This window comes from Massilia sp. LC238, assembly GCF_000735635.1.
GTDB classification, from domain to species: Bacteria; Pseudomonadota; Gammaproteobacteria; order Burkholderiales; family Burkholderiaceae_D; genus Telluria; species Telluria varians.
Genome location: NZ_JNNN01000019.1, coordinates 91,045 through 105,780, shown reverse-complemented (window position 1 = coordinate 105,780; position 14,736 = coordinate 91,045). Strand labels below are relative to the sequence as shown.

Sequence of the window (14,736 nt, the reverse complement as noted above, 5' to 3'; positions counted from 1 at the left end):
TAGCGAAGCGCGCCGCCGGCGCGTCGATGGAGAAACCATGAGTCACTTTCTGGACCGACTGAAATTTTTCGGCAAAGCCAAGCAAACGTTCTCGAACGGCCACGGTGAGGTGGTCATTGAAGACCGCACCTGGGAAAACGCCTACCGCCAGCGCTGGCAGCACGACAAGATCGTGCGTTCGACCCACGGCGTGAACTGCACCGGTTCCTGCAGCTGGAAGGTGTATGTCAAGAACGGCCTGATCACCTGGGAAACCCAGCAGACCGACTACCCGCGCACCCGCCCGGACCTGCCGAACCACGAGCCGCGCGGCTGCCCGCGCGGCGCCAGCTACTCGTGGTACGTCTATTCGGCGCAGCGCGTCAAGCACCCGATGGTGCGCGGCCGCCTGATGCAGATGTGGCGCGAGGCGCGCCTCACCCGCGACCCGATCGGTGCATGGGAGTGGATCACCCAGGATCCGGAGCGCTCCGCCAGCTACAAGTCGATCCGCGGCCAGGGCGGCTTCGTGCGCGCCAAGTGGGACGAAGTCAACGAGATGATCGCCGCCGCGAATGCCCATACGATCGACAAGTATGGTCCGGACCGCATCATCGGCTTCTCGCCGATTCCCGCCATGTCGATGGTCAGCTATGCCGCCGGCACCCGCTACCTGAGCCTGATCGGCGGCGTGGCCATGAGCTTCTACGACTGGTACTGCGACCTGCCGCCGGCCAGCCCGCAGGTGTGGGGCGAGCAGACCGACGTGCCGGAATCGGCCGACTGGTACAACTCGACCTACCTGATGGTGTGGGGCTCGAACGTGCCGATGACCCGTACCCCGGACGCCCACTTCTACACCGAAGTGCGCTACAAGGGCACCAAGACCGTGGCCGTGTCTTCCGACTTCGGCGAGATGGCCAAGTTCGGCGACATCTGGCTCGCCCCCAAGCAGGGCACCGACGCCGCGCTGGCGATGGCCATGGGCCACGTCATCATGAAGGAATACCACGCAACCGGCAAATCGGCCTATTTCACCGAGTACGCCAAGCAGTACACCGACTTCCCGATGCTGGTGATGCTCAAGGAACGCGACGGCACCCTGGTGCCGGATTACTTCCTGCGCGCCTCGCACCTGGCCGACAACCTGAACGAAACCAACAACCCGGAATGGAAGACACTGGTGCTCGACCAGGCCACCGGCAAGATCGTCGCCCCCAGCGGCTCGATCGGTTTCCGCTGGGGCGAGGCCGGCAAGTGGAACCTCGAGCAGAAGGAAGGCTCGACGCGCAACCCGATCGATCCCCAGCTGTCGCTGATCGACGCCAACGACGGCATCGTGCCGGTCGGCTTCCCCTACTTCGGCGGCAAGGATGCCGACGACCTGTTGCTGCGCAACGTGCCGGTCAAGAAGATCACCCTGGCCGACGGCAGCGAAGCCATGGTCACGACCGTGTTCGACCTGTCGATGGCCAATTATGGCGTCGACCGCGGCATCTGCCCGAACGCCGCCAAGGGCTACGAGGACGACGTTCCCTACACCCCGGCCTGGCAGGTCAAGCACACCGGCGTCAAGGCGCAGGACGTCATCACGGTGGCGCGCGAGTTCGCCGACAACGCCGACCGCACCCGCGGCAAGTCGATGGTCATCGTCGGCGCGGCGCTGAACCACTGGTACCACATGGACATGACCTACCGCGGCATCATCAACATGCTGATGATGTGCGGCTGCATCGGCCAGAGCGGCGGCGGCTGGTCCCACTACGTGGGCCAGGAAAAGCTGCGCCCGCAGACCGGCTGGACCCCGCTGGCCTTCGCGCTGGACTGGAACCGTCCGTCGCGCCAGATGAACTCGACCTCGTTCTTCTATGCCCACACCAGCCAGTGGCGCCACGAGAAGCTGCACACCTCGGAAATCCTGTGCCCGACCGCCGACGGCAAGATGGAAGAGATGGCCCTGATCGACTACAACGCCAAGGCCGAGCGCATGGGCTGGCTGCCGTCGGCGCCGCAGCTCGAGACCAATCCGCTCGAGGTGACGCGCGCGGCCGAAGCGGCAGGCATGGATCCGGCCCAGTACGCGGTCGAGCAGATCAAGGCCGGCAAGCTGAATTTTTCGTGCGACGACCCGGACAATCCGGCGAACTTCCCGCGCAATATGTTCGTGTGGCGTTCGAACATCCTGGGCAGCTCGGGCAAGGGCCACGAGTACTTCCTGAAGTACCTGCTCGGCACCCAGAACGCCTTGCTGAGCGACGAGACCGATTGCATCAAGCCGCGTGACGTCAAGGTACGTCCGGCCGCCGAAGGCAAGCTCGACCTGCTGGTGGTGCTCGACTTCCGCATGTCGACCACCTGCCTGTACGGCGACATCGTGCTGCCGACCGCGACCTGGTACGAAAAGGACGACCTGAACACCTCCGACATGCACCCGTTCATCCACCCGCTGTCCGAAGCCGTGCAGCCGCTGTGGGAATCGATGTCGGACTGGGAGATCTACAAGGGCATCGCCGCCAAGTTCTCGGAGATCGGCGGCGCCCGTCTCGGCACCCGCAAGGACCTCGTGCTCACCCCGCTGATGCACGACACCCCGGGCGAACTGGGTCAGCCTTTCGATCCGAAGGACTGGCGTCTTGGCGAGTGCGAACCGGTCCCCGGCAAGACCATGCCGGCCATGACAGTCGTGGAGCGCAACTACCGCGACATCCACAAGAAGTTCACCTCGGTGGGACCGCTGCTCGAGAAGGCCGGCAACGGCGGCAAGGGCATCGGCTGGAAGACCGGGCACGAAGTCGAGACCCTGCGCGGCATCAACCGCACCGTCCAGGAAGAAGGCGTGTCGCAGGGCCAGCCGCGCCTGGACACCGCGATCGATGCGGCCGAGATGATCCTCACGCTGGCGCCGGAAACCAACGGCCACGTGGCCGTGAAGGCCTGGGATGCGCTGTCCAAGATCACCGGACGCGACCACACGCACCTGGCCAAACCGCGCGAACACGACAGCATCCGCTTCCGTGACGTGCAGGCCCAGCCGCGCAAGATCATCTCCTCGCCGACCTGGTCGGGCCTGGAGAGCGAAGAGGTCAGCTACAACGCCTGCTACACCAACGTGCACGAGCTGATTCCGTTCCGCACGCTGACCGGCCGCCAGCAGTTCTTCCAGGATCACCTGTGGATGCGCGACTTCGGCGAGGGACTGTGCGTGTACAAGGCGGCGATCAACACCAAGACCACCGAGGCGATCATGAACCGTCGCCCGAACGGCAACAAGGAGCTGGCGCTGAACTTCATCACGCCGCACCAGAAGTGGGGCATCCACTCGACCTACTCGGACAACCTGCGCATGCTGACGCTGTCGCGCGGCGGACCGCACGTGTGGCTGTCGGAAACCGACGCGAAAGCCGCCGGCATCGAGGACAACGACTGGATCGAGGTGTTCAACGTGAACGGCACGCTCACCGCCCGCGCGGTGGTCAGCCAGCGCGTCCCCGAAGGCATGACGCTGATGTACCACGCCCAGGAAAAGATCGTCAACGTGCCGGGCGCGGAGATGTCGAAGAAGCGCGGCGGCATCCACAACTCGGTGACCCGCGCCGTGACCAAGCCGACTCACATGATCGGCGGCTATGCCCAGCTGTCGTACGGCTTCAACTACTACGGCACGGTCGGTTCGAACCGAGACGAATTCGTGGTGGTGCGCAAGATGCGCGACGTGGAGTGGATGGAAGGCGCACGCGACGAATCGCGTCCGAACAGCGACGAGATCACGCGCGGTCCGGGGCCGGCGCAAGCCAGGCCGGCAGCGCAGCCGAAGGCCCCGAAAGAAGAACGCGAACCCGCGCTGGCAAGGATGCCGGCACCGAAGAATGCCTAAGGCGCCAGGATGAATGAGGAATTGAAATGAAAATCAGAGCACAAATCGGCATGGTCCTGAACCTGGACAAGTGCATCGGCTGCCACACCTGTTCGGTGACCTGCAAGAACGTCTGGACCAGCCGCGACGGCGTCGAGTACGCGTGGTTCAACAACGTCGAGACCAAGCCGGGCATCGGCTACCCGAAGGAATGGGAAAACCAGGACAAGTGGAACGGCGGCTGGAAGCGTACCGCTTCGGGCAAGATCGAACCGCGTCAGGGCTCGCGCCTGAAGATCCTGGCCAACATCTTCGCCAACCCGAACCTGCCGGCGATCGACGAGTACTACGAGCCCTTCACCTACGACTACGAGCGCCTACAAAACGCGCCGCTGTCGGAGACGCCGCCGACCGCCCGTCCGGTCTCGGTCCTGACCGGCAAGAAAATGGACAAGATCGAATGGGGCCCGAACTGGGAAGACGACCTGGGCGGCGAGTTCGCCAAGCGCAGCAAGGACAAGCTGTTCGACAACGTGCAGAAAGAGATGTACTCGACCTTCGAGAACACCTTCATGATGTACCTCCCGCGCCTGTGCGAGCACTGCCTGAACCCGGCCTGCGTCGCCTCTTGCCCGTCCGGCTCGGTGTACAAGCGCGAGGACGACGGCATCGTGCTGATCGACCAGGACAAGTGCCGCGGCTGGCGCATGTGCATCTCGGGCTGCCCGTACAAGAAGATCTACTACAACTGGTCGTCGGGCAAGGCCGAGAAGTGCACCTTCTGCTACCCACGCATCGAGGCCGGCCAGCCGACCGTGTGCTCGGAAACCTGCGTGGGCCGGATCCGCTACCTGGGCGTGCTGCTGTACGACGCCGACAAGATCGAGGCCGCCGCCTCGGTAGCCGACGAGCAGGACCTGTACGAAGCCCAGCTCGACCTGTTCCTCGACCCGCATGACCCAAAGGTCATCGAGGAAGCACGCCGCCAGGGCATTCCGGATTCGTGGCTCGAATCGGCCAAGCGCTCGCCGGTGTACAAGATGGCGGTCGAGTGGAAGATCGCCTTCCCGCTGCATCCGGAATACCGCACGCTGCCGATGGTGTGGTACATCCCGCCACTGTCGCCGATCCAGGCCGCGGCCGAAAGCGGCAAGATGGGCATGAACGGCATCATCCCGGATACGCAGAGCCTGCGCATCCCGGTGCGCTACTTGGCCAACCTGCTCACCGCGGGCAAGGAAGCACCGGTGGTCCATGCGCTGGACCGCATGCTGGCGATGCGCGCCTACATGCGCAGCAAGTCGGTCGACGGTGTCGAGAACCTCGCCGTGCTGAAGCAGACCGGCCTCTCGAAAGCCGTGGTCGAGGACATGTACCACATCATGGCGATCGCGAACTACGAAGACCGCTTCGTGATCCCGAGCAGCCACAAGGAGATGGCCGAGGACAGCTTCAACGAGAAGGGATCCTGCGGCTTCTCCTTCGGCAACGGCTGCTCGGACGGCGTCAGCGACGCCTCCCTGTTCGGCAAGAAGAAACAGGGCTCGGTGCACTTCGTCTCGATGCCGAAGTCGCGCAAGAAGAAAGAGATGGAAGGCGCCTGAGGCGCTAGATGCATCCCAACCGCCGCCCCCGCCCCCGGGGGCGGGCAAGGAAAACGAGGAATCGACATGCAACACTACCAAATCCTGTCGGCGCTGCTGACCTACCCCGAGCCGGAGCTGGTCGCCGCCCTGCCCGAGCTCGAAGCCGGCCTGCCGGTGCCGATGCGCGCCCGCGTGGCCTCGCTGCTGGCGCACCTGGCCGAGAACGACATGATCACGCTGCAGCAGGAATACGTGCAGACCTTCGACCGCACGCCGACGCACTCGCTGCACCTGTTCGAGCACATCCATGGCGAGTCGCGCGACCGCGGCCAGGCCATGGTCGACCTGATGGAAGAGTACAAGAAGCACGGGCTGGAGATGTGCCCGGACGAGCTGCCCGACTACGTGCCGCTGTTCCTGGAATTCCTGTCGCAGCTCCAGGACGACGGGGCCGCCGGGCGCCTGCTGGGCGACGCCGTTCACGTGCTGGCCCACATCGGCCGCAAGCTCGCTGCCAACGGCAGCGTATATGCCGGCGTGTTCGACGTGCTCGAAAGCCTGTCGCCGGTCCAGGCCGAGGAACTCTCCGAGCCGCCGATCAAGGACATGGACGAAGCCCTGGAAACCTTCGGCCCAGGTGCCGACGGCGTCGAACCGCTGCTCAAGCCGGCCGCGAACGGCACGCAACCGATCAACTTTTACCCGCAAGGCGCCCACCGCCAGGCGCGCGCCGCCGCCTGACCGCCGAATGCCCAGGAGACCATCATGAACTACCTGCACCAATTCACCTTCGGGATCTACCCCTACATCGCGCTGGCGATCTTCCTGCTCGGCAGCCTGATCCGCTTCGATCGCGAACAATATACCTGGAAGTCCGAGTCGACCCAGGTGCTGCACCGCGGCAGCCTGCGCTGGGGCAGCCCGCTGTTCCACATCGGTATCATCGGTCTGTTCTTCGGCCATGCCGCCGGCCTGCTCACCCCGGTCTGGGTCTGGGACAGCCTCGGCGTTCCGCACGGCGCCAAGCAGCTGTTCGCCATGGTCGCCGGAGGCATCATGGGCACCCTGTGCCTGGTCGGCATCGTGCTGCTGCTGGCGCGCCGCATCGCCAACGACCGCCTGCGCCGCGCCACCACCTTCAAGGACAAGATCGTCCTGCTGTGGATTCTCGGCACCCTGCTGCTGGGCCTGAGCTCGATCTTCGTGTCGGCAGGCCACATGGACGGCCACATGATGGTGCTCCTGATGAGCTGGGCCCAGCACATCGTCACTTTCCGCGGCGATGCCGCCGGCTTCATCGTCGATGCGCCGCTGGTGTTCAAGCTGCACCTGTTCATGGGAATGTCGCTGTTCGTCATCTTCCCGTTCACTCGCCTGGTGCACGTATGGAGCGGCTTCGGCGCGGTGGCTTACCTGGGCCGCGCCTTCCAGCTGGTCCGCCCGCGCTGAGAAGGCTAAAGGAGACATCATGGGACTTTCCATCAACGGCGTCGACATCGACGACAGCGTCATCGAACGCGAACTGCCGCATCACCAGGACGCGGCCAATCCGCTCAAGGAAGCGGTACACGAAGTGGTGCTGCGCACCCTGTTGCTGCAGGAAGCGGCGCGCCTCGGGATCCAGGGCGAGGATGACGACACCTGCATCGAAACCCTGCTGGCGCGCGAAATACGGGTGCCGCAGGCCGACGAAGCCGCCTGCGCCCAGTACTACCGCAACCATCCGCAGCGCTTCACCAACGGCGAGATGGTCGAGGCGCGCCACATCCTGTTCCAGGTCACGCCCAGCGTGCCGCTGGAACTGGTGCGCGCCACCGCCGAATCAGTGCTGGAAGCCTTGCGCGCCGCGCCCGAGCGCTTCGACGAACTGGCGCGCCAGTACTCGAACTGTCCGTCCGGCGCGGTCGGCGGCAGCCTGGGCCAGCTCTCGCGCGGCCAGTGCGTGCCCGAGTTCGACAAGCTGCTGTTCCGCCTCGGCGAAGGCCAGCTGGCCGAGCGCCTGCTGGAAACCCGCTTCGGCCTGCACATCGTCCAGGTCCAGCGCCGGGTCGAGGGTCGCCTGCTGCCCTTCGAGGCGGTGCGTGCCCAGATCGCCGACTACCTCGGCACCGCCGCCTGGCAGCGCGGCGTGCACCAGTACCTGCAACTGCTGGTGGGACGGGCCGAGATCACCGGCGTGACCCTGGAAGGCGCCGACACGCCGCTGGTGCAGTAAGGCCATGGCCGGCGCCGGACAATCCATCGCCGAACGCAGCGTCCCGCACTCGGTGCTGGACGACCTGCAGGCCCTGGTCGGCGGCGCCATGCTGGTGTCGCTCGGCGTCACCCTGATGAACAGCGCCGGCCTGGTCACCGGCGGCGTCGCCGGACTGTGCCTGCTGCTCCACTACGCGACCGGCATCGGGTTCGGCAAGATCTTCCTTGTCCTGAGCCTGCCCTTCTATGCCTTCGCCCTGCGCAAGCTGGGCTGGCGCTTCACGCTCAAAACCCTGGGCGCAGTGCTGCTGTTTTCGCTCGGCACAGAGCTGCTGCCGGGCGTGCTGCAGCTGGGCCGGGTGCATCCTATCTACGCCGCCCTGATGGGCGGCGTCCTGGTCGGGGTGGGCCTCCTGATGCTGTTCCGCCACCGGGCCAGCCTGGGTGGGTTCAACATCCTCTGCATCTGGCTGCAGGAACGCTTCGGCTGGCGCGCCGGCCTGGTGCAGCTCGCGATCGACGCGCTCATCCTGCTGGCTTCGCTCGCATTGCTCACGCCAGCGTCCTGGATGCTGTCACTGGCGGGCACCGCCGTGCTCAACCTGACCCTGGCGATCAACCACCGGCCCGGACGCTATCTCGCGCACTGATCCGGCCCACCGTGGCAGACTGACCTTTTTTTTTCGCCCCCCTATCATGCAACTCAACGACTTCTCCGATTTCCTTGCCGCCGCCGGCGCCCAGGACGAACCGCAGCAACTGCTGTTCGTGTTCGCCGCCGCCGAGCTGCCGCAAACGCATTCTCCCGGACAGAAAAAGCGCTTCGATGCCGGCCGGGGCGGCGCCTTGACACCCGTGATGTGCGTCGACAAGTCGGCCGCCGAACTGGCCAGCTTCGCAGCCCTGGCCGAGGAGTCGCGCCAGACCGGCCAGCCCTGGGACATGGTGTTCGTGGCCGCCCTGCCGGGCCGCGACGGCCAGCCGCCCGGCGGCCAGGACGTCGAGCGCGCCCTGAAGATGATGATCGATGCCGTGCACCGCGGCGCCATCGATCGCTTCGCTGCCTTCGATCCGGACGGGCAGCCGGTGCGCTTCTTCTAACGCGCTCCTTGCCCGGTTCTTGAACCAGTTTAAGGCGCGCCGGGTACCTCGCCGCTATAGTCGTGACATGGGAGAACGGAGGCTTTCCCGCAGGGCCGGCACGCTGCCGGCATCGATCGACAGCACGGCCCCTGGCCGAGCACTACCCGTCCCGCTATCCATGTCACTCACCCCTTCCGATGCAAGCCGCGCGCCGTCGGCGCGCGCGCCGGTCGAACTCGTCTGCCCTGCCGGCAGCCTCCCCGCGCTCAAGGCCGCCGTCGACAACGGCGCCGACTGCGTCTACCTCGGTTTTCGCGACGCCACCAATGCGCGCAATTTCGCCGGCCTGAACTTCGGCGACGCCGCCATCGCCGACGGCATCCAGTATGCCCACCGGCGCGGCCGCAAGGTCTTCCTGGCCCTCAACACCTATCCGCAACCCGGCGCCTGGGACGTATGGCGCCAGGCCATCGACCGCGCCGCCATGGCCGGCATCGACGCCGTCATCCTGGCCGATCCGGGCCTGATGGAATATGTCGCGCGCGTGCATCCCGATCTGCGCCTGCACCTGTCGGTACAGGGCTCGGCCACGAACGCGGAAGCGATCAACTTCTACCACCGCCATTTCGGCATCGCCCGCGCGGTGCTGCCGCGCGTGCTCTCGCTCGCCCAGGTCGAGCAGGTGATCGGCAACACGCCGGTCGAGATCGAGGTGTTCGGCTTCGGCAGCCTGTGCGTCATGGTGGAGGGCCGCTGCCAGTTGTCGTCCTATGCGACCGGGGAGTCGCCCAACACCCACGGGGTGTGCTCGCCGGCCAAGGCGGTGCGCTGGCAGCACACGCCGGCGGGCCTCGAGGCGCGCCTGAACGAGGTGCTGATCGACCGCTACGACGCCTCGGAGCACGCCGGTTATCCAACCCTGTGCAAGGGCCGTTTCGACGTGGATGGCGACACCTATTACGCGGTCGAGGAGCCGACCAGCCTGAACACCCTGGAAATCCTGCCGAAGCTGATCAAGCTGGGCGCGCGCGCCATCAAGATCGAGGGGCGCCAGCGCAGTCCCGCCTACGTCGCGCAGGTGACGCGCGTCTGGCGCGAAGCCATCGACCTGTGCAGCGCCGAACGGCAGCGCTATGCCGTGCGTCCGGCCTGGATGGCCGAACTCGACAAGGTGGCGGAGGGCCAGCAGCACACCCTGGGCGCCTATCACCGCCCATGGAAATGAACGATCCGGAGCCTACGATGAAAATTGCCCTCGGCCCCATCCAGTATTACTGGCCGCGCGACACCGTGTTCACGTTCTACGAAACCATGGCGGCGACGCCGGTCGACATCGTCTACCTTGGCGAAACCGTCTGCTCGCGCCGCCACGAACTGCGCCTGGCCGACTGGCTGGCGCTGGCCGCCATGCTGGAAGCGGCAGGCAAGCAGGTGGTGCTGTCGACCCAGGTGCTGATCGAATCGGGCCCGGACCTCGGCATCCTGCGCCGGATCGCCGCCAACGGCCGCCACCTGGTCGAGGCCAACGACTTCGGCGCCGTTCACTGCATGAACGGCCTGCCCTTCGTCGCCGGGCCGCACCTGAACCTCTACAGCGCGCAGTCGCTGGCGATCCTGGCCAATGCCGGCGCCACCCGCTGGGTCATGCCGCTGGAGATGTCGCGCAGTGGCCTGGCGGCCCTGCTCGAAGAGAAGCCTCCGGCATTGCAGACCGAAGTATTCGCCTACGGCCGCCTGCCGCTGGCATTCTCGGCGCGCTGCTTCACGGCGCGCCACCGCAATCTCCCCAAGGACGACTGCCGCTTCAGCTGCATCGACCATCCCGACGGCCTGCTCATGGAAACACGCGAGAAGCAGCCCTTCCTGGTCCTGAACGGCATCCAGACCCAGTCGGCCCTGGTCTACAACCTGCTCGACCAGTTCGACGTCATGCGCGCCATGGGCGTGGACGTCGTGCGCCTCAGTCCCCAGGCGGCGCACATGCGCGCCATCGTCGACCTGGCGCACGCCACACTGCACGGCCGCCTGGACGGACGCGAGGCGGCCCGGCAGATGGCGCCGCTGATGCCGGCGGCGGCCTGCGACGGCTTCTGGCATGGCCTGCCCGGGCTGGACAAACAGGCCGCATGAACGCGGCCATCACGTGGACAACCATGAGGACAATCATGCACCATGCACCGCAACTCCTGCCGCCCCCCGTCGGCCGCCTCCTGTCGCTGCTGCCCGCCTATCCGGGTTCCTGCCTGTTCGCGGCGGCACTCAACCGGATCCTGGTCCGGCACCTGCCGGAGGACGTGCGCGCCGGCCTGGCCGGCAAGCGACTGCGCCTGCGCGCGCTGGACGCCGGCATCGCCTTCGACTTCGTCTGGCGCGGCCGCGCCTTCGCCCCGGCCAGACGCTCGGGCGAGGCCGACCTGAGCATCAGCGCCAGCCTGCGCGATTTCGCCTTGCTTGCCGCACGCAAGGAAGATCCCGATACGCTGTTCTTCAGCCGCCGGCTGGTGATGGAAGGCGATACCGAGCTGGGCCTGCTGGTCAAGAACACCCTGGACGCGATCGAGCACCCGCTGTTCTCGCTGGACGGCCTGTTACCTCGCCGCCCGGGTTCGCTGCGCGCCTCACGGCAGGGAGCGTCCCATGCCTAAGGACCGCGCCAGCATCCCGCTTGTGTACTCGTGCTCGGGCTGTTCGAGCGCGGCGCAGATGGCCAACTACATCGCCCTCGCGCTGGACCGCCTCGGCGTGGCCGAGATGTCCTGCATCGCCGGCGTCGGCGGCGACGTGCCGTCCCTGGTGAAGCTCGCCAAGTCCGGGCGTCCGGTGGTGACGATCGACGGCTGCCCGCTGGTGTGCGCGAAGAGTTGCCTGGCGCGCCACGGCGTCGAGCCTGACACGCACTGGCAACTCGGCGAGCACGGCGTCAGGAAGCGCTACCATGCCGGTTTCGACCCCGATCAGGCCGAGGCGATGGTGGCGCGCGTGGCCGCGCAAGCCGCACTGCTGCACCGGGATCCGCTGCCCGCTTTCCCGGATGCGCCGACGCCCGCCGAGGTAGTCGCCGACACCCTTGCTCCCCTCTTTTCTTGAACCAGTTTAAGGCGGCATCGCGGCTTTACGCGGATAGTGGATGGCGTTGCAGATCAACCAACCGGATCCCGTGCGGATCCCTCTATCGCGAGAACCATGAACGCCAATGACCAGATGTTCGCAGCGACCATGGCACCCCAGGAGGTGTCGGTCGACGTACTGCGCGAGAAGTACGCCAAAGGAAACGAGACCAGTATCGGCGAGGTGCGCGCGCGCGTCGCGCGCGCCCTGGCAGGCCACGAGGCCGAAGCCTTGCGCCAGGAGATGGAACAGCGCTTCCTGTGGGCCCAGGAACAGGGTTTCGTCCCTGCCGGCCGCATCAACTCGGCCGCTGGCCTGGGCATCAAGGCGACCCTGATGAACTGCTTCGTGCAGCCGGTGGGCGACTCGATCACCGGCAGCCATGACGGCCTGCCCGGCATTTACACCGCGGTGGCGGAAGCGGCCGAAACCATGCGGCGCGGCGGCGGCGTCGGTTACGACTTCAGTCCGATCCGCCCGGCGGGCAGCGTCGTGCGCGGCACCCATTCGCGGGCCTCCGGGCCGGTCTCGTACATGGAAGTGTTCGACGCTTCGTGCCGCACGGTCGAGTCGGCGGGCGCCCGGCGCGGCGCCCAGATGGGCGTGCTGCGTGTCGACCATCCCGACGTCGAGCGCTTCATCGCGGCAAAGGACGGCGGCGCCTTCAGCAACTTCAACCTGTCGGTCGGCGTGAGCGACGAATTCATGGCGGCCCTGCTGGCCGACGGCGAGTTCGAACTGCGGCACCAGGCCGAACCGGGGCCGGATGCGCTGGCCGACGGTGCCTTCCGGCGCGACGACGGCCTGTGGACGTACCGGCGGGTGCGCGCCCGCGAACTGTGGGACAAGGTCATGCGCTCGACCTACGATCATGCGGAACCGGGCGTCCTGTTCATCGACCGCATGAACGCGGAAAACAACCTCTACTACCTCGAGCGGCTGGCGGCCACCAATCCCTGCGGCGAGCAGCCCCTGCCGCCCTACGGCTGCTGCGACCTCGGTTCACTGAACCTGACGCGCTATGTGCGCCAGCCGTTCGGCGCCGAGGCGCGCTTCGACTTCGATACCATGCGCGAGGTCGCCGCGATCGGCGTGCGCATGCTCGACCTGGCGCTCGACGCGACCCAGTGGCCGCTGCCGCCGCAGGCCGCCGAAGGCCGCGACAAGCGCCGGGTGGGCCTGGGATTCATGGGCCTGGGCAGCGCGCTGGTCATGCTCGGGATCCGCTACGACAGTGAAGAAGGGCGCGCCATGGCCGCCCGCATTGCCTGCGAACTGCGCGACGCCGCCTATGCCGCGTCGATCGCGCTGGCACGCGAGAAAGGCCCGTTCCCGCTGTTCGACGCGCAGCGCTACCTGGACGGACAGTTCATGCAGCGCCTGCCCGAAAGCCTGCGCGCAGAGATCGCACTGCATGGCATCCGCAACTCGCACCTGCTGTCGATCGCGCCGACCGGAACGATCTCGCTTGCCTTTGCCGACAATGCCTCGAACGGCATCGAGCCGGCCTTTTCGTGGGTGTACCACCGCAAGAAGCGCATGCCGGACGACAGCACCCGGACCTACGAGGTCGCGGACCACGCCTGGCGCCTGTACCGTCACCTGGGCCATGAGGTCGGCGACGGCGCGCTGCCGCAACAGTTCGTGACGGCCCTGGAGATGTCCGCGCACGACCACCTGCGCATGATGGAGGCGGTACAACCCTTTATCGATACCGCTATCTCCAAGACCGTCAACGTGCCGGCCGACTATCCCTACGAGGGGTTCAAGGACCTGTACACCGAAGCCTGGCGGGCCGGGCTTAAGGGATTGGCCACCTATCGGCCGAACAGCGTCATCGGCAGCGTCCTGAGCGTCGTGCCGGCGCCGTCCGCTCCTGCCCCCACCTCCGCCCCTGAGCTGGCCTGCTCCGCCGACACCGACCCGCTGCGCCGGCGCTTCGAAAGCCGCCCCATCGGCGAGCTCGAGTCGGTGACCGCCAAGGTGGAGTACAGCACCCAGGAGGGCAAGAAGGCGGTCTACCTCACCATCAGCTTCATCCAGGTCGACGGCATGCTGGACGGGCACCCGGTGAGGATCGAGCGCCCCTTCGAGTTCTTCATGCCGGCCAACCAGCGCAGCGACGGCCAGCAATGGATCACCTCGACCATGCGCCTGCTGTCGATGGCCGCGCGCGCTGGCAGCTCGATCGCCAAGGCGCTCGGCGACATGCGCGAAGTGGTATGGGAAAAGGGACCGGTGCGCTGCGGTCATCTCACCCGCGAGGACGGCGTCCAGGTACCGGTGTACCACGATTCGGAAGTGGCCGCCATCGCCTTCATGCTGCAGCGGATCCTGATCGGGCGCGGTTTCCTGGACGCTTACGGCAATCAGGTGCCGGTGCCCCAGCTCGACCGCCTGCTGCGGCTGCGCGGCAGCGCACACGCGGACCCGGCGGGGACGATGGCGGCGCAGGCCGACGCGGTCGCGGCGCCGGCACGCCCGGCCGAGAAATGCCCCGAGTGCGGCGCGCGCACCCTGCAGAAGGTGGACGGCTGCGCGCGCTGCACCGAGTGCAATTACATCGGCAGCTGCGGTTGACCGGGAATGCACATGCGAAAAACCTGAACTGCTTTAAGGAACTGCGCGCGTGGCGCGGCTACGATGAATGCACCCGATACCGATTCCCAAGGAGCCAAGATGGAACACTCACTTCAATTGAACGCCGTCCTCGATCACGCCAGCATCGACAAGATGCTGGGCGTGCTACGGTCCATGCCGGGCATCCGCGCCGTCGAGCTGGCTGCAGGCAGCAGCCGGGTGGACCTGCAGTACGACGACGACCTGACCTCGCCGCAGGAAATCGACACCAGCATTTCGCGCTCGGGCTTCCCCCTGCAGCAGCGCGCCGCCCGCTCGGGCAGCTGCTGCGGCTCGTGCGGCGGCGTCTAG

General features: G+C 66.6%; 13 protein-coding genes. All 13 read left to right on the top strand.

Going from position 1 to position 14,736, the window contains the following annotated elements; all coding sequences use genetic code 11:
* Nucleotides 1-37: 37 nt before the first annotated feature.
* The 13 genes from FG94_RS04245 (at nt 38) to FG94_RS04185 (ending at nt 14,736) form a co-directional block, all read left to right on the top strand.
* Nucleotides 38-3,853, top strand: a complete 3,816-nt coding sequence (locus FG94_RS04245; RefSeq protein WP_081925778.1) for a nitrate reductase subunit alpha — start codon at nt 38-40, stop codon at nt 3,851-3,853.
* A gap of 26 nt (nt 3,854-3,879) precedes the next feature.
* The gene (narH, locus tag FG94_RS04240) at nt 3,880-5,436 is read left to right on the top strand and encodes a nitrate reductase subunit beta (protein WP_027863681.1); all 1,557 of its coding nucleotides are present in this window, start codon (nt 3,880-3,882) and stop codon (nt 5,434-5,436) included.
* A 66-nt stretch (nt 5,437-5,502) separates the two neighbouring features.
* A complete protein-coding gene (narJ, locus tag FG94_RS04235) occupies nt 5,503-6,159 on the top strand; it encodes a nitrate reductase molybdenum cofactor assembly chaperone (RefSeq protein WP_036207482.1) in 657 nt (218 codons plus the stop codon).
* Nucleotides 6,160-6,183: 24 nt separating this feature from the next.
* Nucleotides 6,184-6,867: a respiratory nitrate reductase subunit gamma gene (narI, locus tag FG94_RS04230; protein WP_027863683.1), complete on the top strand. Its 684-nt coding sequence runs from the start codon at nt 6,184-6,186 to the stop codon at nt 6,865-6,867.
* Nucleotides 6,868-6,886: 19 nt separating this feature from the next.
* Entirely contained in the window at nt 6,887-7,633 is a 747-nt protein-coding gene (locus FG94_RS04225) for a peptidylprolyl isomerase (protein ID WP_036207479.1), read from the top strand.
* Between the two features lie 4 nt (nt 7,634-7,637).
* Nucleotides 7,638-8,264 (top strand): YitT family protein, encoded by a 627-nt coding sequence (locus tag FG94_RS04220; RefSeq protein WP_051996136.1) that lies wholly within the window; start codon nt 7,638-7,640, stop codon nt 8,262-8,264.
* Between the two features lie 46 nt (nt 8,265-8,310).
* On the top strand, nt 8,311-8,715 hold the full coding sequence (locus tag FG94_RS04215) for a hypothetical protein (protein WP_036207476.1): 405 nt from the start codon (nt 8,311-8,313) through the stop codon (nt 8,713-8,715).
* A 160-nt stretch (nt 8,716-8,875) separates the two neighbouring features.
* Nucleotides 8,876-9,922, top strand: coding sequence for a peptidase U32 family protein (locus FG94_RS04210; protein WP_036207473.1), 1,047 nt, complete (start codon nt 8,876-8,878; stop codon nt 9,920-9,922).
* Nucleotides 9,923-9,939: 17 nt separating this feature from the next.
* Nucleotides 9,940-10,827 carry a U32 family peptidase gene (locus FG94_RS04205; protein ID WP_036207470.1) on the top strand — a complete coding sequence of 296 codons (888 nt, stop codon included), beginning with the start codon at nt 9,940-9,942 and terminating at the stop codon, nt 10,825-10,827.
* A 35-nt stretch (nt 10,828-10,862) separates the two neighbouring features.
* Nucleotides 10,863-11,342 (top strand): SCP2 domain-containing protein, encoded by a 480-nt coding sequence (locus tag FG94_RS04200; RefSeq protein WP_051996134.1) that lies wholly within the window; start codon nt 10,863-10,865, stop codon nt 11,340-11,342.
* On the top strand, nt 11,335-11,784 hold the full coding sequence (locus FG94_RS04195) for a putative zinc-binding protein (protein WP_036207468.1): 450 nt from the start codon (nt 11,335-11,337) through the stop codon (nt 11,782-11,784). Before FG94_RS04200 ends, FG94_RS04195 begins: the two co-directional genes overlap by 8 nt.
* Nucleotides 11,785-11,880: 96 nt before the next feature.
* Nucleotides 11,881-14,385, top strand: a complete 2,505-nt coding sequence (locus FG94_RS04190; protein ID WP_051996132.1) for an adenosylcobalamin-dependent ribonucleoside-diphosphate reductase — start codon at nt 11,881-11,883, stop codon at nt 14,383-14,385.
* A gap of 99 nt (nt 14,386-14,484) precedes the next feature.
* Complete coding sequence (locus FG94_RS04185) at nt 14,485-14,736, top strand: hypothetical protein (RefSeq protein WP_152570835.1); 252 nt, start codon at nt 14,485-14,487, stop codon at nt 14,734-14,736.